20 protein-coding genes are annotated in these 22,073 nt (G+C 68.1%); 10 read left to right on the forward strand and 10 right to left on the reverse strand.

The window, feature by feature from the left end:
* Positions 1–88 precede the first annotated feature (88 nt).
* Positions 89–913 (forward strand): M23 family metallopeptidase, encoded by an 825-nt coding sequence (locus IE075_RS04085; RefSeq protein ID WP_189454784.1) that lies wholly within the window; start codon positions 89–91, stop codon positions 911–913.
* A 53-nt stretch (positions 914–966) separates the two neighbouring features.
* Here the strand turns inward: IE075_RS04085 and folE2 are convergent, their stop codons facing one another.
* The 6 genes from folE2 to efp all read right to left on the reverse strand — a co-directional run bounded on the left by folE2 (position 967) and on the right by efp (position 6,173).
* Positions 967–1,896 carry a GTP cyclohydrolase FolE2 gene (gene folE2 / locus IE075_RS04090; RefSeq protein ID WP_229792304.1) on the reverse strand — a complete coding sequence of 310 codons (930 nt, stop codon included), beginning with the start codon at positions 1,894–1,896 and terminating at the stop codon, positions 967–969.
* A gap of 74 nt (positions 1,897–1,970) precedes the next feature.
* On the reverse strand, positions 1,971–2,699 hold the full coding sequence (locus IE075_RS04095; RefSeq protein ID WP_189453552.1) for an isoprenoid biosynthesis enzyme family protein: 729 nt from the start codon (positions 2,697–2,699) through the stop codon (positions 1,971–1,973).
* The gene (locus IE075_RS04100; RefSeq protein WP_189453554.1) at positions 2,696–3,385 is read right to left on the reverse strand and encodes a phosphoglycolate phosphatase; all 690 of its coding nucleotides are present in this window, start codon (positions 3,383–3,385) and stop codon (positions 2,696–2,698) included. The genes IE075_RS04095 and IE075_RS04100 overlap by 4 nt, the downstream gene beginning before the upstream one ends.
* A complete protein-coding gene (gene ubiG, locus IE075_RS04105) occupies positions 3,382–4,107 on the reverse strand; it encodes a bifunctional 2-polyprenyl-6-hydroxyphenol methylase/3-demethylubiquinol 3-O-methyltransferase UbiG (protein WP_189453557.1) in 726 nt (241 codons plus the stop codon). Before ubiG ends, IE075_RS04100 begins: the two co-directional genes overlap by 4 nt.
* 55 nt (positions 4,108–4,162) lie before the next feature.
* The gene (locus tag IE075_RS04110; protein WP_189453559.1) at positions 4,163–5,503 is read right to left on the reverse strand and encodes a TRZ/ATZ family hydrolase; all 1,341 of its coding nucleotides are present in this window, start codon (positions 5,501–5,503) and stop codon (positions 4,163–4,165) included.
* A gap of 103 nt (positions 5,504–5,606) precedes the next feature.
* The gene (gene efp, locus IE075_RS04115) at positions 5,607–6,173 is read right to left on the reverse strand and encodes an elongation factor P (protein ID WP_189453562.1); all 567 of its coding nucleotides are present in this window, start codon (positions 6,171–6,173) and stop codon (positions 5,607–5,609) included.
* A gap of 110 nt (positions 6,174–6,283) precedes the next feature.
* Here efp and epmB point away from each other — a divergent pair, with 110 nt between their 5' ends.
* Both epmB and IE075_RS04125 read left to right on the forward strand, forming a co-directional pair.
* Positions 6,284–7,312 (forward strand): EF-P beta-lysylation protein EpmB, encoded by a 1,029-nt coding sequence (gene epmB / locus IE075_RS04120; protein ID WP_189453563.1) that lies wholly within the window; start codon positions 6,284–6,286, stop codon positions 7,310–7,312.
* A 60-nt stretch (positions 7,313–7,372) separates the two neighbouring features.
* Positions 7,373–9,448, forward strand: a complete 2,076-nt coding sequence (locus IE075_RS04125) for a GGDEF/EAL domain-containing response regulator (protein ID WP_189453565.1) — start codon at positions 7,373–7,375, stop codon at positions 9,446–9,448.
* 64 nt (positions 9,449–9,512) lie between these two features.
* Here the strand turns inward: IE075_RS04125 and htpX are convergent, their stop codons facing one another.
* Positions 9,513–10,418 (reverse strand): protease HtpX, encoded by a 906-nt coding sequence (gene htpX, locus IE075_RS04130; RefSeq protein WP_189453567.1) that lies wholly within the window; start codon positions 10,416–10,418, stop codon positions 9,513–9,515.
* 90 nt (positions 10,419–10,508) lie between these two features.
* Between htpX and gluQRS the strand changes: the two genes are divergently transcribed.
* The 3 genes from gluQRS (at position 10,509) to phaR (ending at position 12,846) form a co-directional block, all read left to right on the forward strand.
* Positions 10,509–11,423 carry a tRNA glutamyl-Q(34) synthetase GluQRS gene (gluQRS, locus tag IE075_RS04135; RefSeq protein WP_189453569.1) on the forward strand — a complete coding sequence of 305 codons (915 nt, stop codon included), beginning with the start codon at positions 10,509–10,511 and terminating at the stop codon, positions 11,421–11,423.
* Between the two features lie 50 nt (positions 11,424–11,473).
* Entirely contained in the window at positions 11,474–12,214 is a 741-nt protein-coding gene (phbB, locus tag IE075_RS04140) for an acetoacetyl-CoA reductase (RefSeq protein WP_189453571.1), read from the forward strand.
* A gap of 146 nt (positions 12,215–12,360) precedes the next feature.
* Complete coding sequence (gene phaR, locus IE075_RS04145; RefSeq protein WP_189453573.1) at positions 12,361–12,846, forward strand: polyhydroxyalkanoate synthesis repressor PhaR; 486 nt, start codon at positions 12,361–12,363, stop codon at positions 12,844–12,846.
* Between the two features lie 38 nt (positions 12,847–12,884).
* On the opposite strand, the gene IE075_RS04150 is transcribed toward phaR, so the two are convergent.
* Positions 12,885–14,168 carry a putative bifunctional diguanylate cyclase/phosphodiesterase gene (locus tag IE075_RS04150; protein ID WP_229792371.1) on the reverse strand — a complete coding sequence of 428 codons (1,284 nt, stop codon included), beginning with the start codon at positions 14,166–14,168 and terminating at the stop codon, positions 12,885–12,887.
* A 22-nt stretch (positions 14,169–14,190) separates the two neighbouring features.
* Positions 14,191–15,438: an HD-GYP domain-containing protein gene (locus IE075_RS04155; RefSeq protein ID WP_189453577.1), complete on the reverse strand. Its 1,248-nt coding sequence runs from the start codon at positions 15,436–15,438 to the stop codon at positions 14,191–14,193.
* Positions 15,439–16,226: 788 nt separating this feature from the next.
* On the opposite strand from IE075_RS04155, the gene IE075_RS04160 reads away from it, so the two are divergent.
* From IE075_RS04160 to IE075_RS04170, 3 genes are all read left to right on the forward strand, one after another.
* On the forward strand, positions 16,227–16,535 hold the full coding sequence (locus IE075_RS04160) for an HPF/RaiA family ribosome-associated protein (RefSeq protein WP_189453579.1): 309 nt from the start codon (positions 16,227–16,229) through the stop codon (positions 16,533–16,535).
* Between the two features lie 28 nt (positions 16,536–16,563).
* Positions 16,564–16,947, forward strand: a complete 384-nt coding sequence (locus IE075_RS04165) for a YidH family protein (protein ID WP_189453581.1) — start codon at positions 16,564–16,566, stop codon at positions 16,945–16,947.
* A gap of 234 nt (positions 16,948–17,181) precedes the next feature.
* On the forward strand, positions 17,182–18,399 hold the full coding sequence (locus IE075_RS04170; protein ID WP_189453583.1) for a catalase: 1,218 nt from the start codon (positions 17,182–17,184) through the stop codon (positions 18,397–18,399).
* Between the two features lie 38 nt (positions 18,400–18,437).
* Here the strand turns inward: IE075_RS04170 and IE075_RS04175 are convergent, their stop codons facing one another.
* A complete protein-coding gene (locus tag IE075_RS04175; protein WP_189453585.1) occupies positions 18,438–20,582 on the reverse strand; it encodes a PAS domain-containing hybrid sensor histidine kinase/response regulator in 2,145 nt (714 codons plus the stop codon).
* A gap of 188 nt (positions 20,583–20,770) precedes the next feature.
* Between IE075_RS04175 and IE075_RS04180 the strand changes: the two genes are divergently transcribed.
* A complete protein-coding gene (locus IE075_RS04180) occupies positions 20,771–22,057 on the forward strand; it encodes a DUF2254 domain-containing protein (RefSeq protein ID WP_189453587.1) in 1,287 nt (428 codons plus the stop codon).
* Positions 22,058–22,073 lie beyond the last annotated feature (16 nt).

Consider the following 22,073-nt stretch of genomic DNA (forward strand, 5'->3'; position numbering starts at 1 on the left):
CCTGCCCGTCCTCTTGGCGCTCGCCGCCATCGGCAGCCTCGCGGGCTGCGCGTCCGTACAGACGCTCGAGAACTCTACCGATGCACCCGTGCCTGCGGCCGCCCCCGGCCCGGCCGCTCCCCGTGCTGCTGCCTCGACGAGCGACACGCGCATCGCGTTTCCCGCCGGAGCGCTGCAGGGCGCGCTGGTGTTCGGCCGGGTGCCGTCCGGGAGCCAGGTGACCCACGCGGGTCGCGCCCTGCGCGTGACGCGGTACGGGACGGTGGCGTTCGGCCTCGGCCGGGATGAGGTCGGTCCTGTCGAGGTCGTGACCACCACGCCGGAAGGCGCGCGCCACGTCGCGACGATCCAGGTGCTGCCGCGCGATTGGCCGATCGAGCGGATCAACGGCGTGCCGCCGGCGACGGTGAACCCGCCGCCGGCCATCGCAGCGCGTATCGCGCGTGAGCAGGCACTGGTCATGGCCGCGCGTGCGCGCGACGACGCGCGTACGGGGTTCGCAGAGCGATTCATCGCGCCTGTCAAAGGACGCACGAGTGGACGCTTCGGACGGCAGCGCGTGTACAACGGCCAGCCGGGCTCCGCGCATTCGGGCATGGACATCGCGGCGCCGACGGGCACGCCAGTGCTTGCACCCGCCGCGGGCGTGGTGACGTTCACTGCGCCGGACCTGTATCTCACGGGAGGCACCGTCCTGCTCGACCACGGCCACGGCGTGAGCTCGAACTTCCTGCACCTCTCGCGCATCGATGTGCGCGTCGGCGACACAGTCAAGCAGGGCGACGTGATCGGCGCGGTCGGCGCGACCGGGCGCGCGACCGGGCCTCATCTGCACTGGGGCATGAACTGGTTCGACGTGCGCATCGACCCGCAGCTCGTGCTCGAGCGCGGCGAGGCGTTGACCGGCGACTGAAGGACGACCGCGCGTAGCCCCGCGCCTAGCCGATGCCTAGCGCGAGGTCCGCGTCAGGCGTCCGGGCCGCGCCCGCTGATCTGCGCCACCGCGTCGTGGGCGTGCAGACTTTCGAAGTGCGACACGCGGGCATCGAAGCGCTCGACCCGGGCGTCACCCGCCAGCGCCGCCGCGACGCGGCGCGCGGCGTCCTCGCAGAACATGAGGTTCTCGGCGTTGAGCCGCGCGAACGCCTGCTCGTCCTCGCGCTTCACGGCGGTCTGCACCGGCGTCGCAAGCGCGTGCTCGATCGCATCGATGAACGCCGTAAGCGGCAGCTCGTCGAACGCGGGGCGCAGCTCAACGCGCACGTCCGCGCGGCTGCGCTGCGCGTGCGGCGTGGCGGCAAGGCCGCGCTCGGACGCGAGCCATTCGTGCACTGCGCCCGCAAGCGGCCGCGTATCAGCGAAATCCTGCGCGAAGCGATCGGCGTTGAGCTGCCGGGACAACGCTGCGGACGCCGGGCAGGTGCTCGAATAATCGACACCAAAGCGCATCGAGACGCTCAGGTGGCCGTCCTCGAGCGACGCGTCGATCTCGACCGGGTAGCGCTTCCAGCCGGCGTTCGCGGTGGCAAGGGCAGCGCGGAGCAGCAGGTGGTCGTACCGCAGCGAGACACGTGCCCGCGTCGCGAGCCCCTTCTGCGCGTCGACGAGTGTCTGCAGCACGCGCCGTAGGCCCGCCGGGGTGATCGTCTCGCTTGCGAACGCGTTCTGGAGTTGCAGGTACATCCGCGACATATGGATCCCGCGGGCGTTCGGGTCCTTGAGATCGACCCACACATCGACCGACGCAGGCACTTGCACCGCCCCGCCTGCGTCCGAGCCAACGCGCAACGGCAGCGCAATGTTCGACATGCCGACCCAATCGATCGGCCGCGCGAGCGCAGCGGCGTCGCCGGCGACGTCCGGCAAGCGGCGGGCGGAGTCGGGGAAAGTGTTCACGGCGGTTTTCCAGTCGGCTACGCCGGCCATTCTACCGGTCGACCCGCTGGCGCCCCCGCGGGCCGTTGCAACGGTCAGTTGCGGGCGGCGCGCCAGGCGTCCCACAGCACGCGGGGCGCAGGCAACGGCGTATCGCGCGAGTCCGTCAGGCGCAGGCGCGCGAGCGATGCCCACAGCCGGCGTACGCGGGGTGCACCGCGGTGCATCTGTGGCCAGCGTGCGGCCAGCTGGCCACGCCAGGCATTCTGTGCGGCCGCGCTGTCGCCGTTCGCGCCGAGCAGCGCGAGCGGAACGGCGGCGTCGCCCTCCCCGCGCGCCCGCGCCGCGAGCCAACTGGCGGCAATCAGGCGGGACGTGCCGTCGGAGTCGCCCGCACCGAACAAGGCGTGCTCAACCTGGGCCGCCGCAATGGCAGCAGGCTCGACCGCGGCGAACGCGTCATCCGCATCCAGCGGTCGTTCCCGGCTGCGGGCAAGCGCCGGTAAGGCGGCGGCCAGCACAGGCCACGGGGCCGGCTCACGCTGCAGCACGCGGCCCAGCGGGTGCCGGCGCCGACCCTGGCCCCAGCCGGCAAGCTCTTCCATCCACCACGCGAGCTTGAGCTCGCCCGGCCGGGCGTCGCTGCCGCCCCAGGCGGCATCGAGCAGCTCCTGCTGCAGCGCGGCCCAGGCCAGCGCAACCGGCCGCTGTTCCCGCTGAACGAAGACCTCCGCCAGCGGCCACTCCGGCCAGCGCGCCCGCCACTTGCCGACAAACCCTTCGAGCTCGTCGCTGGCGGTCGCGGGGATGTCCTCGTCCGTCATCGAACGGCCGGCCAAGCGTCCGCGGAGCACAGGTCGACCGCGTCCTCGACGAGGACGTCGCCGCGCCACGCGATCGGATCGTCCTCCGACAGTCGATAGCCCCACAGGGCCACCACCGACGGCATACCGGCAGCGCGCGCGGCAGCGATGTCGCGTTCGTCATCGCCGACGTAGACGCAGCTCGCGGGTGCAACGCCGATCCGTTCAGCCGCGACGAGCAGCGGCGCCGGGTCGGGCTTGCGAACCGGCAGGGTGTCGCCACCGATGAGCACCGCGCACCGCGTCTCCCAGCCCAGCACCGGCATCAGCAACCGGGCGAGATATTCGGGCTTGTTCGTCACGATGCCCCACGGCGTGCCGGCGCGCTCGAGCAGTTCGAGCATCGCCTCGACACCCGCGAACGGCGCACCGTGGCGGCCGAGCTCGCGCTCGTAGTCGGAGAGGAACTCAGGGATCCACGTTTCGCGCTCCACCGGGTCCACGTCCGCGAACGCGACGGCAACCATCGCGCGCGACCCCTTCGACACGTGCGGACGCAGGGTGTCGAGCGGCATCGGCCCGCGTCCACGTCGGGCGCGCATCGCGTTTACCGCGGCCAGCATGTCGGGAGCGCTGTCGAGCAGCGTCCCGTCCAGGTCGAATAGAACGCCCGCGGGAAATGCGGTCTCGCTCGTGGCGGTGCTCATTCGGGCTTCGTCGCGCAGGCAAGATAATTCACGTCGGTGCGTGGCGTGAGCCGCGCGGCGTTGCGCCACGGCTCGTATGCAATGCCGGTGACGTCGATGACCGACAGCCCCGCGTCGCGCATCCACGACGCGAGCTCGGAGGGGCGGATGAAATCCCGGTATTGGTGCGTGCCCTTCGGCAGCAGCCGCGCGATGTATTCGGCGCCGACAATCGCAAGCGCGAACGCCGCGGGCGTGCGGTTGAGCGTGGACACGAAGAGCGTGCCGCCCGGCCGGAGCAGGCGCATGCATGAGGCGATCACCGCCGACGGGTCCGGAACGTGCTCGAGCATTTCCATGCAGATGATGGCATCGAAGCGGCCCGGCACCTCCTGCGCGAGCGCCTCGACGGACTGCACGCGGTAATCGACGCGGGCGCCGCTTTCGCGCGCGTGCAATTGCGCCACGCGGATCAGCTCCGGCGCGAGGTCGAGCGCGGTGACATCCGCGCCTTCGAGCGCGAGCGCTTCGCTGAGCAGACCCGCACCGCAGCCCACGTCCAGCACGGAGGCTCCGCGCAGCGAAACGCGATCGGCGACATAGCGCAGCCGCACCGGGTTCAGGGCGTGAAGCGGCTTCTGCGGGCCCTCCGGATCCCACCAACGGCTCGCGAGCGAACCGAAGCGGTCCAGCTCGGCTTGGCGAAAGTTCGCAGGGGACGCGTCGGCGGGGTTCGGGTTCATGCGGTTCTCCAGCAACGGATCGAACGCAGACGTGGGCCTGCTTCGGTGGACGGCTTCAGGCGCGCACCGTGCGGATGCGCTCGCGCCACTGGCGGGCGTTCGCGATCAGCGCATCGACATCGAGGTCGACGAGCACGCGCTCGCGAAGCCGCGGCGCCCCTGCGATCCAGACGTCGCGGACTTGGTGCCGACCGGTCGCATACACAAGTTGGGAGATCACGTGATGCAGGGGTTGGGTTTCGATCGCGCCGAGGTCGACGCAGATCAGGTCGGCCTGCTTGCCCGGCTCGATCGAGCCGATGCAGGCGTCCAGACCGAGTGCCTTCGCGCCGCCGAGCGTCGCAGCGCGCAGTGCAGACGCGGCATCGAGCGCGGACGCATCGTTACCGACGGCTTTCGCCAGCAGCGCTGCCGTGCGGGTCTCGCCGAACATGTCGAGATCGTTGTTGCTCGCGCAGCCGTCGGTGCCGATCGCGAGGTTCACGCCCGCGTGCTGCAGCTTGCAGACGGGGCAGAAGCCGGACGCGAGCTTGAGGTTGGACTCCGCGCAGTGCACGACGCTGACGCCGCGCTCGGCGCACAGCGCGATCTCGCCGTCCGTGAGCTGCGTCATGTGCACCGCGATCAGGCGGTCGTTGACGAGGCCGAGCCGGTCGAGCCGCGCGAGCGGCCGCTGGCCGTACTGGGTCAGCGAGTCGGCGATTTCCTGCGCGGTCTCGTGCGTGTGCAGGTGCACGGGGACGTCGAGCTGGTCGGAGAGCATGCGCACGCGCTCGAAGTTCGCATCGCACACCGTATAGGGCGCGTGCGGTGCGAACGTCGTCGACACCAGCGCGTCGCCCCGCCACTGGTCGTGGACTTCGACGGCGCGGTCGAAGTACTCGTCGGACGTCTTGGCCCATGCGGTCGGAAAATCGATGACCGGAAGACCCACACGCGCGCGAAAGCCCAGGCGCTTGTAGACCGCGGCCTGCACATCGGGGAAAAAGTAGTTCTCGTTCGCGCAGGTGGTGCCGCCCCGCAGCATCTCGGCGACCGCAAGCGTCACGCCGTCGGCGACGAACTCCGGCCCGATCACCGCGGCCTCGACCGGCCAGATGTGGTTGTTCAACCACTCCATCAGCGGCAGGTCGTCCGCGACGCCGCGCAGCAGCGTCATCGGGTTGTGCGTATGTGAATTCACGAAGCCCGGCATCAGCGCCGCATCAGGGCGCGACACCACTTCACGCGGCGCAAATCGCCCGCGCGCCTCCGCGATCGGCAGGACGGCAACGATCGAATCGCCGTCGATCGCGACGGCGTGGCCTTCGAGCACGACACCGTGCGGCACGATCGGCACGACCCAGCCGGCTTCGATCAGCAGGTCGCAGGACTGGAGAGCGGGATCAAACGACATCGGCACCTCGCGCGGGGGACGGAGCGGGCCGGCCGGCCGCGGCATTTGCGGCGACCGGCCGGTGCCGGTAAATCATCGGCCGCGTGATGCGGCCGCAAGAAACTTACTTGACGCGGCTCACATAGTCGCCCGAGCGCGTGTCAACCTTGATGGTTTCGTCCGTGCCCACGAACAGCGGCACGCGCACGACGGCGCCGGTCTCGAGCGTGGCCGGCTTGCCACCGCCGCCCGAGGTATCGCCGCGGACGCCCGGGTCGGTCTCGGTGATCTTGAGCTCAACGAAGTTCGGCGGCTGCACGAAGATCGGAGTGCCGTTCCACAACGTGACGACGCACTCCTCCTCGCCCTTGAGCCACTTCTCGGCGCCGCCCATGCCGGCCTTGTCGGCCTGCACCTGCTCGAACGACTCCGGGTTCATGAAGTGCCAGTACTCGCCATCGCTGTAGAGGTACTGCATGTCGGTGTCCATCACGTCGGCGACCTCGAGGTTGTCGGTCGCCTTCATGGTCAACTCAACGACGCGACCTGACTTGATGCTGCGGTACTTGATGCGCGTGAATGCCTGGCCCTTGCCCGGCTTGACGTACTCCGTTTCCGTGATCACGCACGGATCGTTGTTGACCAGGATCTTCTGTCCGGTCTTGACGTCGTTCATGCCGAGGGTGGCCATTGCAAACTCCTGATTGAGATGGGATGTCGCCGCCGAGTCAGGCGACGCCGCGGCTAGAATGCCGGGCTGCGCGGCCGCGGTTGGCCGTCGCACGCAAAAAACGGACCGGCATGATACCCGCAGCCCCCCTGCCCCTGCAGCCCGATGCCCTGCCCGCCGGCGCCTCCGCGCGCTGGCAGGCGCTGTGGCGGGACGCGATCCGGGACCCGCGCGAGCTGCTTGCCCTGCTCGATCTCGACGCAGCCGCGTTGTCCATCAGCGACGAGGCGGCCGCGCAGTTCGCGATGCGCGTGCCGCGCGGGTTCGCCGCCCGTATGCGGCGCGGCGACGCGTACGACCCGCTGCTGCGCCAGGTGCTGCCGCTCGACGACGAACTGCGACCGGCGCCCGGTTTCGTGCTCGACGCGGTCGGCGATGCGGCTGCGAAGGCCGCCGATGGGGTGATTCGCAAATACCGCGGCCGTGCCCTCCTCGTCGCGACCGGCAGCTGCGCGGTCAACTGCCGCTACTGCTTCCGTCGCCACTTCCCTTATGCCGACGAGACGGCGGCGGCCGCGAACTGGGCGGGCGCGATCGATGCGATCGCAGCGGACACGTCAATCGACGAGGTGATCCTGTCGGGCGGCGACCCATGGTCGCTGTCGACGCGCAAGTTGCGCGAACTCACCGCCGCGCTGGCCGTCGTGCCGCACGTGCGCCGACTGCGCATCCACACGCGCCTGCCGGTTGTACTGCCGGAGCGAGTGGACGACGAACTGCTCGCGTGGATCGCGGCGCTGCCCTGGCCCGTTGCGGTGGTGCTGCATGCGAACCACGCTCAGGAATTCGACGCGTCCGTCGATAACGCGTCCAGAAGGCTGCGCGGTGCGGGCGTCACCCTGCTCAACCAGGCGGTGCTTTTGCGAGGCGTCAACGATTCGGTCGATGCGCTTGCGGCGCTCAGCGAGCGCGCCTATGAAGCAGGCGTGCTGCCGTATTACCTGCACCAGCTCGATCGGGTGCAGGGCGCAGCGCATTTCGAAGTCGACGACGCCCGCGCGCGCGCGCTCCATGCGGAGCTCGCCGCGCGGCTATCAGGCTATCTCGTGCCTCGCCTCGTGCGCGAGGTGGCGGGCGACCCCGGGAAGCGCCCGCTGTAACGAAGCTCGGATGGACGCCCGTCTGCGCTTCGTGCCATAACCCGTCCACGGAGGTACCGGATGCAGTTCGGAAAAGACGCGGTGTTGCGGCTGCTGGTCGTCGACGACAACGTCGAGGCCGCGGAGTCGATCGTCAGCGCGCTGCGCAACCAGGGCATCGCCGTACGCCCCTCGCGGCCCGAGGGCGAGGACGAGCTCGCTGCATTGCTGTCCGGACAGCCGCTCGATCTGATCATCGCGGCGCGACAGGCACGCACCGTTTCGGTCGAGGCGCTGCTGCAGCGCGTTGCCGCGAGCGCGAAGGACCTTCCGGTGCTCATGCTGCTCGACCGCGTCGACGATGCGGCGTTGCTGGATGCGCATGAGCTCGGGGCCCGGAACGTGGTGCTGCGCGAGCGGCTCGACCACGTCGTCGCAGTCATCAAGACCGAGTGGACCGATCTCGAAGCGCGCCGCGCGTTGCGCCGTCTCGAGGCGCAGGTGCGCGAGACCGAGCGCCGCTGCGACGCGCTCATCGAGTCCTCGCGCGACCCGATCGCCTACATCCACGAAGGCATGCACATCCGAGCGAACTCCGCCTACCTCGAGACGTTCGGGTACGAGTCGTTCGAGGACGTGGAAGGAATGTCCCTGCTCGACATGATCGCGCCCAGCCACGTCGACGGCTTCAAGGCGCTGCTGAAGAAACTTTCGAAGGGCGAAGCACCGCCGCCGCGGTACGAAGTCGAGGCACGCACGCTCGAAGGCCACCCGTTCCCAGCCGTGATGGAGTTCAGCCCTGCCCAGTACGAGGGCGAGCAGTGCGTGCAGCTCGTCTTCCGCCGGCAGGAGTTGGACCCGGAGCTCGCCCGCGAGGTGGAGGAACTCCGCCAGCGCGACCAGGTCACCGGCCTGCTCAACCGGCCGACATTCCTGCGGGCGCTCGAGGACACCGTTGCCGATGCCGCGCAGAACGCGTCGCACCACGGCTTCGTGCTCATCGAGCCTGATCACTACGGGCGGCTGCTCAATGAGATCGGCCTCGACGCCGCGGACCGCGTCGTTGCCGCGTTCGCGCAGCGTCTGCGGGGGGCGCTGGGGCCGGACGACGTCGCTGCACGCTTCGGCGAACACCAGTTCGCCGTGCTCAGCCGCAACAGCACCCACACGGCCACGGCGAATCGCGCCGAAGCGATCCGCGCTGCCTTCGCCGACCACGTGCTCGAGACGGACGACCGCTCGCTCAATGTGACCGTCAGCATCGGCGGCGTGCAGATCGGCGAGAAGATCGCCAGCCTGTCGCAAGTGCTCGCGAAGGCCAGCCAGGGCCTGCAACAGATGATCGGCGTGGGCGGCGACCGGGTCGAACTGTTCGATCCCGGCGCCGTCGATCGCGCCGAGGAAGAGCGCATCGAGGCCTGGGTCGGACGGATCCGCGAGGCGCTCGATTCCGACCGTTTCCTCATGCACTACCAGCCGCTGGTCAGCCTGCACGGGGACCCGGGCGAGATGTACGAGGCGTACCTGCGCTTGCGCGGTGACATAGGCGAGACGGTCGCGCCGATGCAGTTCCTGCAGATTGCGGAGGAACACGGCCTGCTGTGGGAAATCGACCGCTGGGTGGTGGCCGAGGCAATCCGGGTGATCGGCGAGCGCCTGCGCGCCGGGCGCCGCTCGACGCTTCTGGTCAAGATTACGCAGGGCTCGCTACAGGACGACAGCCTGGTCCGGCATATCGAGGAACAACTCGGCAAGCACGGCGCGGACGGCAGCCTGCTGGTGCTGCAGCTGCCGGAGTCGAAGGTGTTCACGCACCTGCGTCAGACGCAGGAGTTCCTCTCGCAGCTCGCGCGGTTCGGCGTGCGCCTGGGGCTCGAACAGTTCGGCGCCGGTCTCAACTCGTTCCAGCTGCTGAGCCACGTCGACGTCGCGCTCCTGAAGGTCGACCGCAGCTTCACCGAGGGCCTGGCGACGAACCCCGAGCAGCAAAAGCGCCTGCGGGAGATGGCGCAGAAGGCCGGCGGCCTGGGCAAGCAGACGATCGTGGACTTCGTGCGCGATGCGAGCACGATGTCTTCCCTGTTCTCGGCGGGCGTCGACTACGCGCAGGGTTACTTCCTTGCGCCGGCCGGCCCCGACCTCGACTACGAGTTCTGACGGCCCGGCGTCGACGCATGTGAAAACGCCCGCTCGCGCGGGCGTTTTCATTTCGGGACCGCGATCAGCCGACGATCCGCCCTCGATGCGCCGGAAGCTCTGCCCGGCGCAGCACCTCGATGCGCTCCTCCAGCGGCGGGTGCGTCATGAATAGTCGGCGCAGCCCGTGCGCGACGCCGCCGCTGATGCCGAACGCCGCGACCTGCTTGGGCAGCGTCGTTTCGCCGTACGTGCGCGAGAGGCGCTGCAAGGCAGCAAGCATCTTCTCGCGCCCCGCCAAACTGGCTCCGCCGGCGTCGGCACGGAACTCGCGGTGGCGCGAGAACCACATCGCAATGACGCTCGCGAACAGGCCGAAAACGAGGTCCAGCACGAACACGATCGCGAAGTAGCCCAGCCCGGGGCCGCCTTCGCGATTGCCGTTGAGGTAGCCGTCGACCACGCGCCCGACGACGCGCGCGAGGAAGATCACGAACGTATTGAGCACGCCCTGGATCAGCGCCATCGTCACCATGTCGCCGTTCGCGACGTGGCTGACCTCGTGCGCGAGCACCGCTTCGGCCTCGTCGCGCTCCATCCCGCGAAGCAAGCCCGTCGACACCGCAATCAGGGCGTTGTTACGGCTTGGGCCGGTCGCGAACGCGTTGATCTCCGGCGCGTCATAGATCGCGACCTCAGGCATGGCGATGCCTGCACCGTCCGCCTGCCGGCGGACCGTCGACACCAACCACTGCTCGAGCTCGTTCCGCGGCTGGTCGATCACGTGGGCGCCGGTCATCCGCTTCGCCACCCACTTCGACATCATCAACGACACGAGCGAACCGCCGAATCCGAAGACCGCGGCCATCGCAAGCAACCCGCCGTTGCCACCGAAATCGAATCCGAAGGCCCGCAGCACGGCCATGACAATGCTCAGCAACGCGAGCACCGCGAGATTCGTGAGCAGGAACAATCCAACACGCTCGAACATCGTCGCCACCCGAGTGCGCCCCATGCGCGGTCGAGGTGGAAATGTGGCAGGCTCCCGCGGAATTCAAGCCACCGCCCGTTTCGACGCCGCTTGCCTTCAGCCCCCCTTCCCCTCGACCGCGACAACCTCTCACGGCCGCGCTATCGCGGCCGCTTCGCGCCGTCGCCGACCGGCGACCTGCATGCGGGGTCGATGGTCGCCGCCCTGGGCAGCTGGTTGCTCGCGCGCCACGCGGGGGGCGAATGGCGGGTGCGGATCGAGGATCTTGACCCCCCGCGAGAGGTGCCCGGCGCGGCCCAGCGCCAGCTCGCAATGCTCGCAGCCTGCCGCTTGCATTCCGATGTTCCGGTCACGTCCCAAAGCGCGCGGAGCGAACTCTATGCGCAGGCGCTCGATCGCCTGCTTGCGTCTGGACTTGCGTTCGAATGCCATTGCAGCCGGAGCGCCCTCGCGGCGGCCGGCGGCGTGCACCGCCGGTGCGTTGCGGCGCGGCGGCGCCCGGATCCGGCGGTTCGTCTGAAGGTGCCCGACAGCGCGGTCGTCGAGTTCGACGACGGACTGTGCGGCGCGCAGCGCCAGGACGTCGCCATTGCTGTCGGCGACTTCGTGCTGCGACGCGCCGACGGATTCTGGGCATACCAGCTCGCGGTCGTCGTCGACGATGCAGCACAGGGCATCACCGACGTCGTGCGAGGCGCGGACCTCCTCGAGTCCACGCCACGACAGATCCTCCTGCAGCGCGCGCTCGGGGTGCCCACGCCTCGCTACATGCACTTGCCGCTGGTGACCGACGGAGCCGGCCGAAAGCTCTCGAAATCGGAAGGCGCCGGGGCCGTCGACCCGACGCGGCCGCTCGACGCGCTCGGGGCTGCCTGGAGACGGCTGGGCCAGCGCCCGTTCGCGGCTGACGACACGGCGTGTTGGCTCGCGGAAGCACGGCTGCGCTTCGACCCCGCGCGCCTGCCGCGTGACAACCAGGCGTCCACTGACACAAAGTGTTCATAAGCGTGAACACATACTGATCACAATCTTCCGGCCACAGGAGCACGCAGTCGATGGAATCACGCGCAGCACTCGTCACCGGCGGGACCGGCGGTATCGGCACCGCAATCATCTGTCGCCTGGCCCGCATGGGTCATCGCGTCGCCACGAACTATCGTGACGAGGCCAAGGCGCGCGCCTGGCAGCAGCGCATGAAGGATCAAGGCTTCGACGTGGCGTTGGCGCAGGGCGACGTGTCCTCGCCCGAGAATGCGGAGCAGATGGTGCGCGAGGCCGAACGCCAGATCGGGCCGATCGACATCCTGGTCAACAACGCGGGCATCACCCGGGACACGACGTTCCACAAGATGTCGTTTGACCAGTGGGACGAGGTCATCCGCACGAACCTGGGCTCGGTGTTCAACGTCACGCGTCCCGTGATCGATGGCATGCGCGAGCGCAAGTGGGGCCGCATCGTCCAGATCAGCTCGATCAATGGCCAGAAGGGCCAGTACGGTCAGGCGAACTACGCGGCGTCGAAGGCCGGCATGCACGGCTTCACGATTTCGCTCGCGCAGGAGAACGCGCGCTTCGGGATCACCGTGAACACCGTCTCCCCCGGCTACATCGGCACGGACATGGTCATGGCGGTGCCGGAAGAAGTGCGCAACAAGATCGTCGCCCAGATTCCGACCGGCCGGCTCGGCACGCCGGACGAGATCGCCTATGCCGTCGCGTTCTTCGTGCCTGATGAAGCCAGCTGGATCACTGGCGCGAACCTGTCCGCGAACGGCGGGCAGTACATGGGCTGGTAACGAGCGCAATGCCGGCGTCCTGCGCGAGTCGCGTGGGCGCCGGCGTGAACGGCTCAGCGCAAAGCGGCTTCGCGGCCGCGCCAATGTTGCAAGCGCCGGGGACGCTGGGCCATGCTGCAAGGCACCACGCCCCAGGCACGCGCAAGATGGCTTCGATCCGCGTCATCAAGAAATACCCGAACCGCCGCCTCTACGACACCGAGATTTCGAGCTACATCACGGTCGAAGACGTTCGGCAACTCATCGTCGACGGCGAGGAGTTCGAAGTGCGCGACGCGCGTTCGGGCGATGACCTCACGCGGCAGGTGCTCCTGCAGATCATCGCCGAGCACGAGCAGGACGGCGAGCCGGTGCTGTCGACCCAGCTCCTGAGCCAGATCATCCGTTTCTACGGCGATTCGATGCAGGGCTTCATGGGCACCTACCTCGAGAAGTCGATGCAGCTGTTCCTCGATCAGCAGCAGCAGTTCCGCAGCCAGGTGGGCAGCGTGCTCGGGCAGACGCCCTGGACGCTGATGAATCAGCTGACCGAGCGCAATCTGACGATGTGGAAGGAGTTCCAGCAGAACCTGTCCGGCAGCGTCGGGCAGCCTGTCAATCCGACGAAGCCGCGGTCGGACAACAAGCCCTGAGGCCGCGTGGCGACCGAACGAGTCGGTCGCGGGCAACCTCAGGCGGACAGTGGCGCCTGCGTTGCAAGCCACTCGCGCAGCTGCGCCGACGGCATCGGGCGCCCCACCAGATAGCCCTGCACGATGTCGCAGCCGATTTCCCGGAGCGCATCGAACGTCGCCTCGTCCTCCACACCCTCGGCGGCCACGCTCAGACCGAAGCGACGGGAAAGATCGACGATCAGGCGCACGATGTCGGCGTTGGCGCGATCGGTGAGCAGCTCGCGCACGAACGACTTGTCGATCTTCAGCTCGTCGGCGGGAATGGATTTGAAGTACGCCAGGCACGAGTAGCCGGTGCCAAAGTCGTCGATCGAGATCCGCACGCCCAGTGAGCGCAGCTGCGCGAGCGAGGCAAACGCGCGCTCGGCATCCATCAGCGAACTCTCGGTCACTTCGAGCACCGGTTGAACCCGCTCGCTGCCCCACAGCTTCAACGCCGCCTCGACGAGTTCGGGCAGGTCGGCCTGCGTCGCAAGCGTGCCTGGCAGGTTGACCGAGACAGTGACCGGGGCGTCGCACTCCCATTCCGCGGCCTGACGGAGCGCCATGTTGAGCGCCCACGTCGTCAGCGCACGGATCTGGCCCGTGCGTTCAGCGATCGGGATGAACACATCAGGCGAAACCGGCCCGCGCGACGGGCTGTTCCAGCGCATCAGCGCTTCGGCACCCATGAATCGCCGGTCCGAGGGGCGCACCTGCGGCTGGTAATGCAGGCTCATCTCGCCGCGCTCGATCGCGCCGGTCAGCTGGATCTCGAGGTCCCACATCGCCGAGATGTCGAGATCGCCCGAGATTTGCGGTGCGTAGTCATGGCGAAGACCCGCGACCCGTGCCCGCGCGAGGGCAGCCTCCGCACGTCGCAGCAGCATCTCGGACTGGGTCGCGTGCATCGGGCACAGGGCGATGCCGAGCGTCACCGGCACGCGGAAACGCGTGCTCTCGCCCTGGTAGGGCACCTCGAGCAGGCGGAACAGCTTCTGCACCGCAAGCTCGACGTGCCCCCGGTTGAGCACCCGATTGAGAATGATCGCGAACCGGTTGTCGCCGATGCGCGCCGTGTAGTCGTGTCCGCGCGCGACCTGCTGTATCAACTCCGAGAGATGCTTGAGCATGCGGTCGCCGAGCTCGAAGCCCTGGACGTTGTTGAACTGCGCGAACTGATCGATGTCGACGACGATGAGCGCCGTCGTCGCGCGCTGCTCGTTGGAGACGGTTACGCAACGCCGCAACAGCGACATGAAGTTGCTGCGGTTTCGCAGCCCGGTGAGCGCGTCGTGCATGGGGTCCACGGCGTCGCTCCAGTCAGTCGAGAAAGAGCGCTGCCGGGTCGATCCCGTGTGCGCCGCGCGGCAGTCCGCCGCGGATGTTCAGGGGCTGGCCGCGGTCGTCGATCAGCACTTCGCCCAGATCCAGTCGGCGGAACTCCCGCAGCGGCAGCTTGTCGGCGCCCAGCAACAGCATCACCACGGGCCGCAGCCGCCGCCATGCGTTGACGGACATAACCACGCCGACCGTGCCGTCGCTGAGTTCCACGAGAGACCCGGTCGGATAGATGCCACATGCCCGGATGAACTGCTCGACGAGTTCGGCCTGGAACAGGCTGTCGCGGCTCTGGTAGAGCTCCATGATCGCCTGGTGAGGCGAGCGGCTGGGCGCATAAGGGCGCACGCTGGTCATCGCGTCGAAGCTGTCGATCAACCCCGCGATCCGCGCGTAAATCGGAATCTCGAGCGCGCCGAGGCCATGTGGGTACCCGCTGCCGTCGTGCCGCTCGTGGTGGCCGGCCACCATCTGCACAATTCGCGAGGTAATACCCTCGGTGCTCTCGACGATTCGTACGCTTTCGTCCACGTGGCTGCGCAGCTGCGCGACGTCGCTGGTGGCCAGCGGTCCTCGCTTTACGAGCAGCGCCTGGGGCAGGCGCACTTTGCCGACATCGCAGAGCAGGCCGCCGATCGCGAGTTCGCGCAGATCGTCGCGATCCAGCCCGAGATGGCGGCCGAAGGTAGCGATCCAGACCGAGCAACCGAGCGCATGCTGGTAGGCGTAATCACAGGTGCGCCGCAACTCCATGATCCACGGGAACGCCGCGGGGTTGCGAGTGATCGACTCGATCATCGTGTCCACGCCGTCTGCAAGCTTCTGCAGGTCGAGCTTCTTGCCACTCTGCAGGTCGCGCATCACTTCGCCCACGCCCTGTTGGAGGAGCGCGTGCGAGGTTTCCGCTCGGACGGCCTCCTCATGAAAGTCGGCCGTCACGTTCCAGCGGGTGTGCCGGAGCGCCTCGATCTCCTCTTCGCCGCGCGCACGCTGGACGACCGGTTCCTCGCCGAGCGAGACATATCTGAGCTCTGGTGAGCGGCCGCGCGCGGGGTCGACATAGACGTACGAGCACATGCGGCGGAGCCGCTCGACCTCTTCGTCCGTCCGCACTGCGACGCCTTCGAGCGGAAAGCCGGTGCCGAGCCACGGGCGGTCGAGCCGCGCAACAAACATCCCGCGCTCGAGACCGAGCACGCTGATGCGGAATTCGCGGACGGCGGCATTCATGCAAGTGTTCCGTGTGACACATGGAGGACGGCGCGCACCCCTGCCGCCGCAAGCCGGCGCCATGGTGACCGAGCGCGGTGCCGCGCCGCCTCGGACGCGCGGCAAACGGTCTGGCTCATTGTGATCGGCCGTTCACAGGAATCCATTCGAATTCTCCTTCACCCTATCGGCAGGGAGCACCACAACTTGACGCGGGTCTCACCCTGCTCCAGCCGCCCGAACAGGCAAAGCCGGGCCAAGAGCGCTGCGCCGGCAGCCCGCTGCGCCTGGCGCGTTTGAACCCCTGGCCGCAGGTCGTAGAAAGCCGGCCGACGGCGCTCGCCGCGAATGCGCGCCTTGATCGCACCGGTTGTTTGTGGTCCCGCAGTCAGCGGATGTCCGAGACGCCGCCCCAAGGGCTCCGTTTCAGCACCGCGCCCCGCCCAACAGCCGTTCATACGAGTCACGTTGCATTGACCTCCTGCGCGGCAGCCTGATCCAAGCCGGGCTCCGGCGTGCGCCATCTCGGGCGTCGACCGGATTCGCGGCAGGAGGTAGGAACTTGAGCCATTGCAGCGATCCTTCGCCGAGCCACGCCGGGGCCAAGCTTCGACACTCGGGCGACAGCGATCACCTCCTGCGCCGCTCGCGGCGCGGGGAGATCGCCGTCGACGCATTCAACGCCGCTGGCCCTGCCCTCCTACACGAACGCTTGTACCCCTGGAATCTATGCGGCGTCGCGGTTTCGCGCCCGCACTCGAATTAACCATCCGCGTCGCGCCCCACGCGGCCATCAATAGGAGTTGCCGATGCACATTCAGCTCAACACGGACCACAACATCCAGCACGATCCCTCCGTCGTTCGCCATGTCGAGCAGACGCTCGAATCCGCGCTCGGCCGTTTTTCCACGCAGATCACGCGAGTGGAAGTTCATCTGCGCGACACGAATGCAGGCAAGTCAGGTGACGATGACAAGACCTGCCTGCTCGAGGCGCGCCTGGAAGGGCGGCCACCCGTGGTGGCGTCGGACGACGCGGCGACCGTCGCCAGCGCGGTCAGCGGCGCGGCCCGCAAGCTGCAGCGTGCGCTCGACAGCAGCCTCGGCAAGCTCCAGTAACCCGGCGCTGTAAGAGCGCCTCGCCGCCATGACCGACGCATCCGAGTCGAACAGCCAGCGACCTGGCGAGGCGGGCCAACGCACCGATCTCGCCGAAGACCGCACCCTGCTCGCAAACGAACGCACGTACGCGAGCTGGATGCGCACCGGCATGGCGGCGGTCGCCGTCGCGCTCGGCTTCCGGGCTTTGTTGCGCGACTTCGAGCCGGTCTGGGTCGCGAAGGCAGTCGCCATCGTCTTCGCGCTGGTCGGGGCGGCAGTGATCTGGTTCGCGTTCCGGCGCGCGTGCTCGGTCGCGTCCGAGCTCGAATCACACGAGATCCGGTCGCTGCCCCTTTCACGCATGCGCTGGCTCAACTACGTGCTCGTCGCGGCCGCGCTTGCCGTGGCGGCCGTGCTCGGCTTCGTCTAGATGAGCCTCACCACGCGTCGTTGATCCCAGGGGGCCTACTCTCGCGGCACTGCCTGGCGCCGACGCCAAGCGCAGGCCGTGGGCTCTCGTGCGGGGTTGGGCGTGACTTTCGATTCAGGAAATGGACGCCAGGCGGCGTCATCGGACCCCTTACGAAGTGCGGGGCAGTTCCAATCCGTGGCGTTAGGTCACGCGGCTGCGTTCGCGGCCGGCGGCGCGCGAGCAATCGATCCGATGATCGATGCCCTGCCGCGCGTATCCGGTCTTCGCACTGTCGACCGCGTGATCCACGCGCGCAATGCCGGTGCGTACGGTTTTTTTGAAGCGTATGGTCGCCTCGGCGATGAGCCGATCGAGGCGTACACGCGCGCCGATCTGTTCCTGCATGCCGGCGCGCGCACACCCGTGTTTACACGGTTCTCGACCGTCGCCCACGGGGGCCACGGGCCGGAGACCGTGCGCGACCCGCGCGGGTTCTCGATCCGCTTCCACACCCACGACGGCCGCTGGGATTTCGTCGGCAGCAGCCTGCCTGTGAGTTTCGTGCGCGATCCCACGCTCTTTCCGTCGGTTGCCCACGCGTTCCGGCCGGAGCCGCTGACCCACCGGCTCGACCCGCGGCGCGTGTTCGAGTTCATCCGTTTCGCGCCGTCCGCACTGAACATGTTGACGTGGTTGTTCAGCCCTTGGGGCATTCCTGCGAACTATCGGTCGATGCACGGCTTCGGGACCGGCGCCTGGGTCAACGCGAACGGTCGCCGGTCCCACGTCCGCTACCACCTGGTGCCGAAGAACGGCGACGGCAACCTGACGCAGGCGGAAGCGGACGCACTGCAGGCAGTCAACTTCAACCACGCGACACAGGACCTGCACGAGGCAATCGCGCGAGGCGATGCGCCCGAGTGGGAGCTCGCAGTGCAGGTGCTTACTGACGTGGACTGCGCAGAAGACGACTTCGATCCACTCGACCCGACCGCAGTGTGGCCGAAGAGCCGCGCCCCGCTCCGCCCAATTGGCCGGGTGGTGCTCGACCGCAACCCGCGCAGCTACTTTGCCGAGGTTGAGCAGGTGATGTTCAAGCCGTCGGCGCTCGTGGACGGCCTGGTGTCGGTCGAGCACGAAACGGGACAAACACCGCTGCCGGCGGCTCGTGCCGTAGAGCGGACCCACGCGGACGAGTTGCGGCAGCTGATGGCCGGTCGCCGGGCGGCAAATGCACCGCGGCTCTCCGCAGGATCGCGCCAGTGCGCGGGCTACGACAGCAATCATCGACACGCGGGCGACACGTATCGCAGCCTCAGCTCCGCCGAACGCGAGGAACTCGTGCGCAACCTGGTTGCCGCGCTCGGCGACTGCGACCAGCCGATCCGCTCACACATGATCGAGCACTTCCACGCCTGCGACGCGGATTACGGGCTTCGAGTCGCCGCCGGCCTTGCGCAGCAGCGGTAATGCTCGGGCCTTGCTAACAGGACCCGAGCTCCGACGACTCAGACCAGCGCTGCAGTACGGAGCTCGCTGACCACCGCAAGCAGCTCAGCGGGATGCACGGGCTTGGCGACGTGTCGCTGGAAACCAGCATCGAGCGCGCGTTCGCGATCGCTGTTCTGCGCATACGCCGTCAACGCGACCGCGGGCGCGGGCGGGCGGCCCGCGTGGGATTCCTGTATGCGCAGCATGCGAATGAAGGCGTAGCCGTCGGTGCCGGGCATGCCGATGTCACTGACCACGAGATTGACGGGCTCGGTGCTTGCGACCTTCAATGCCGCCGCCGCGCTCTCACACGCATGCACGCGCGCACCCTGCATCTCAAGGACGATCTGCAGCATCCGGCGCGAGTCCGGATCGTCTTCGACGAGCAACACATCGCAACCGTCGAGTCGCGGAAGCGCATCCGTCATCTCGGCCGAGCCACGCGCATCGCGATCGGCGGGGCCGCGTTCGCCGCCCTCCAATGGCATGCTGCGGCCGACCGGGAGCCGCACCGTGAAGCAGGCGCCTTGCCCCAAACCGTTGCTGACCGCAGACACGGTGCCGCCGTGCGTTTCCACCACCTGCCGCACGATCGCAAGGCCCAGTCCCAGCCCACCGTGCTCGCGCGTGCTCGTCGAGTCGCGTTGGGTGAACCGCTCGAACAGATACGGCAGAAACTGTGATTCGATCCCGCGCCCGGTGTCACGTACGGAGATCTCGACCCAATCGCCCTGCCGGGCGACGCCGATGCTGACGCGTCCGCGGTCCGTGAACTTCACCGCGTTCGCAAGCAGGTTCCACACCACCTGCTGCATGCGGTCGGGATCGGCCGTGATCTCGCCGACGTCCTCGGCGACCACGAGCTCGAGCGCGATGCCCTTCGCGAACGCGGCAGGCTGGATCGCCTCCATCGCGGCTTCAATGACGCGCTCGATCGAGATGCACCGCGGATGCAGCTGCAGCTTGCCGCTCACGATGCGGGAGATATCGAGCAGGTCCTCGACGATCTGCGCCTGCGCGCGTGCGCTTCTCGAGATCGTCAGCACCGCGTTGTCGACCATGGACGGCGGGAGACGCCCGGAGACGAGCATGTCGCTCCAGCCCAGAATCGACGTCAGCGGCGTGCGCAGTTCGTGCGAAACGGTCGCCAGGAACAGGTCCTTCATTTCGTTGGCGCGGGTCGCTTCGGCGTACAGCTCCTGCTTCTCGCGGGCCTCTGCCTCGGCGCGCTCGCGCGCATCCTCCAGCGCCTTGAACAGGTGCGCACGGCTTACGCCGATGGCCGCCTGGGCCGCGCATGCTTCCGCGAAGCCGGCATCACGTGCACTGAACACATCGGGCTCGCCATGACCGAAGAATAGACCGCCCAGAACTTCGCCGTTGTCGGATTTCACGGCGACCGCCAAGTAACTCCTTACCGGCAGATGGCCGGCGGGCATGCCGCCGTGCGGGCCCCACCTGCCGTAGCGCGAATCACGCAGAACATCGCCGATCAGGACCGTGCCCGCGCCCTCGAACGTCGGGCCGAACAGCGGTGTCGCGCGCGGCATCGGAAACTGCGAGAAGTGCTCGTGGCCAACGCCGGATAACGCGTATAAGGTCAGGCGGTCACCCGCTGCGTCCGTGACGTTATAAAAGAAGGCACCGAACTGGGCGCCCGTGATGCGCGTCGCAGTGTCCGTCACTGCCTGCACGATGGCTTCGAGTCGTACCTCGCGCAGCATGACCTCGGCAAGTTCGCGCGTCGCGCGATCCGCCGTTTCACGTCGCTTGTCTTCCGAAATGTCGCGAACCTCGATGACGGTCCCTATGACGCGCTTACCGTTGCGGATCGGGCTGGCCGTGAACGCGACCGGATAGAAGTGCCCGTCCTTGTGTACGAACAGCTCTTCGCCCTGTTCATGGTTGTTCTGGGGCGCGGCGCGATCGATCGGACACTCGTCGATCGGAAACGGGGTCCCGTCCGCATGGGTGTGGTGCACGTAGTTGTGCAGCGGCCCGCCCTGCACTTCGGCCAGCGTATAACCGGTCATCGCCTCTGCGGCGCGATTCATGTACACGCAGTGCTGCCGCTCGTCCATGACAAACAGCGCGACGGTGGCGTTCTCGCACACGGCCTCGAGCTGGCCGAGCGGCGTGACGAGGTCGTTCGAAAGGTTCATCTGCAGGTCGCGGACAGTTCGACTCGCACGTTACCACTGGCGCCGTCACGCCCGTTTACACGCCCGGTTCCTTCGCCGCCTGCTCACCGGCGGCGCGATATGTGTTGCGCCCGTGTCCGCCGGGAAGCGTCCATGATCGCACTGCCCCGCCCGCTCGTGCCCCCACCTATCGACGCCCGCCGCGCCGGATGACCTCACGCCTGCACTGGCTGTGGCAGCAGATGACGCGGCGGCTCTGGTTCCGCGCCACTGCGTTTTCGGTCCTGGCTGTTGCGACTGCGCTGGTCGCCGGCATGCTCGACCCGTACATCCCGCCGGACATCCCGGGCAAGATCGGAGCGCAGGCCGTCGACGGGCTGCTGACGATCATTGCGACCAGCATGCTGTCAGTCACGATCTTCTCTTTGAGTACGGTCGTCGCCGCCCATGCGCAGGCCACCAGCCACGCGACGCCGCGCGCAACCAGGCTGCTGAGCCAGGACCCCACGGCCCAGAACGCGCTGTCGACCTTCGTTGGCACGTTCCTCTACAGCCTCGTCGGCTTGATCGCACTGCAAACCGGGCTCTACGGCAGCACGGGCCGTCTGCTGATCTACATCGTCACCCTCGTGGTCATTCTGCTGGTCGTGGTCACGCTCCTGCGCTGGATCGATCACGTGCTCCAGCTCGGCCGCGTGAGCCAGACGGCCGGCCGTGTCGAAAAGGCCGCCGAGCGCGCGCTGCGCGAACGGCGCGAGCACCCGAACCTCGGGGGCTATCCGTTCCCGTCCGAGGACGACCTACCGCAGGACGCCACCCGCGTCGAAGCGCCGGAGATGGGGTACGTGCAGCACGTCGACATGGACGCGCTGCACGACCGCACCCGACAGGGCGCGATCCGCATCTACGTGCTGTCGCCACCCGGCGCCTACGTGCATCCACGGCGTCCCCTGGCGCTGGTCACAGGACCCACGGATGAGAAGGACCTCAAGGAGATCTGCGAGGCTTTCAGCATCGGTGACACGCGTTCGTTCGATCAAGACCCGCGGTTCGGGCTGACCGTGCTCGCGGAGATCGCGTCGCGCGCGCTGTCGCCAGGCGTCAATGATCCCGGCACCGCGATCGACGTGCTCGGCCGAGCCGCGCGTGTTCTTGCAACGTGGACGCAGGTGCCCCCGCGCGGCCCGGCCAGCCCCCCGCGCTATCCCTTCGTCTACCTGCGCGAAGTGAACGCGCTGGAGCTGTTCGACGACCTGTTCACGCCCATTGCGCGCGACGGCGCCGGCACGGTGGAGGTGGCCGTGCGCCTGCAGGAAACGCTGGGCGTGTTAGCGGGACTGGGCGATGACACATTCACCAAAGCCGCGCTGCACGGTTCGGCGCTCGCGCTCGAGCGGGCGGAGCAAGCGCTCACCCTCGATGACGACCTGCGCCGCGTACGTGAAGCAGCAGACGGCGTGCGCGTCATTGCGCAGGCTGCGAAGCATCCGCGCTGATGGCGTGCGACGCAGT

The sequence above is a fragment of the Cognatilysobacter bugurensis genome, assembly GCF_014652095.1.
Classification (GTDB): Bacteria; Pseudomonadota; Gammaproteobacteria; order Xanthomonadales; family Xanthomonadaceae; genus Cognatilysobacter; species Cognatilysobacter bugurensis.

What these genes read in the sequence shown, in the direction of transcription:
- IE075_RS04095 (WP_189453552.1), bottom strand. Translation starts at nt 2,699, where the DNA reads ATGACGGACGAGGACATCCCCGCGACCGCCAGCGACGAGCTCGAAGGG.
- IE075_RS04100 (WP_189453554.1), bottom strand. Translation starts at nt 3,385, where the DNA reads ATGAGCACCGCCACGAGCGAGACCGCATTTCCCGCGGGCGTTCTATTC.
- ubiG (WP_189453557.1), bottom strand. Translation starts at nt 4,107, where the DNA reads ATGAACCCGAACCCCGCCGACGCGTCCCCTGCGAACTTTCGCCAAGCC.
- IE075_RS04110 (WP_189453559.1), bottom strand. Translation starts at nt 5,503, where the DNA reads ATGTCGTTTGATCCCGCTCTCCAGTCCTGCGACCTGCTGATCGAAGCC.
- efp (WP_189453562.1), bottom strand. Translation starts at nt 6,173, where the DNA reads ATGGCCACCCTCGGCATGAACGACGTCAAGACCGGACAGAAGATCCTG.
- epmB (WP_189453563.1), top strand. Translation starts at nt 6,284, where the DNA reads ATGATACCCGCAGCCCCCCTGCCCCTGCAGCCCGATGCCCTGCCCGCC.
- IE075_RS04125 (WP_189453565.1), top strand. Translation starts at nt 7,373, where the DNA reads ATGCAGTTCGGAAAAGACGCGGTGTTGCGGCTGCTGGTCGTCGACGAC.
- htpX (WP_189453567.1), bottom strand. Translation starts at nt 10,418, where the DNA reads ATGTTCGAGCGTGTTGGATTGTTCCTGCTCACGAATCTCGCGGTGCTC.
- phbB (WP_189453571.1), top strand. Translation starts at nt 11,474, where the DNA reads ATGGAATCACGCGCAGCACTCGTCACCGGCGGGACCGGCGGTATCGGC.
- phaR (WP_189453573.1), top strand. Translation starts at nt 12,361, where the DNA reads ATGGCTTCGATCCGCGTCATCAAGAAATACCCGAACCGCCGCCTCTAC.
- IE075_RS04150 (WP_229792371.1), bottom strand. Translation starts at nt 14,168, where the DNA reads ATGCACGACGCGCTCACCGGGCTGCGAAACCGCAGCAACTTCATGTCG.
- IE075_RS04155 (WP_189453577.1), bottom strand. Translation starts at nt 15,438, where the DNA reads ATGAATGCCGCCGTCCGCGAATTCCGCATCAGCGTGCTCGGTCTCGAG.
- IE075_RS04160 (WP_189453579.1), top strand. Translation starts at nt 16,227, where the DNA reads ATGCACATTCAGCTCAACACGGACCACAACATCCAGCACGATCCCTCC.
- IE075_RS04165 (WP_189453581.1), top strand. Translation starts at nt 16,564, where the DNA reads ATGACCGACGCATCCGAGTCGAACAGCCAGCGACCTGGCGAGGCGGGC.
- IE075_RS04170 (WP_189453583.1), top strand. Translation starts at nt 17,182, where the DNA reads ATGATCGATGCCCTGCCGCGCGTATCCGGTCTTCGCACTGTCGACCGC.
- IE075_RS04175 (WP_189453585.1), bottom strand. Translation starts at nt 20,582, where the DNA reads ATGAACCTTTCGAACGACCTCGTCACGCCGCTCGGCCAGCTCGAGGCC.
- IE075_RS04180 (WP_189453587.1), top strand. Translation starts at nt 20,771, where the DNA reads ATGACCTCACGCCTGCACTGGCTGTGGCAGCAGATGACGCGGCGGCTC.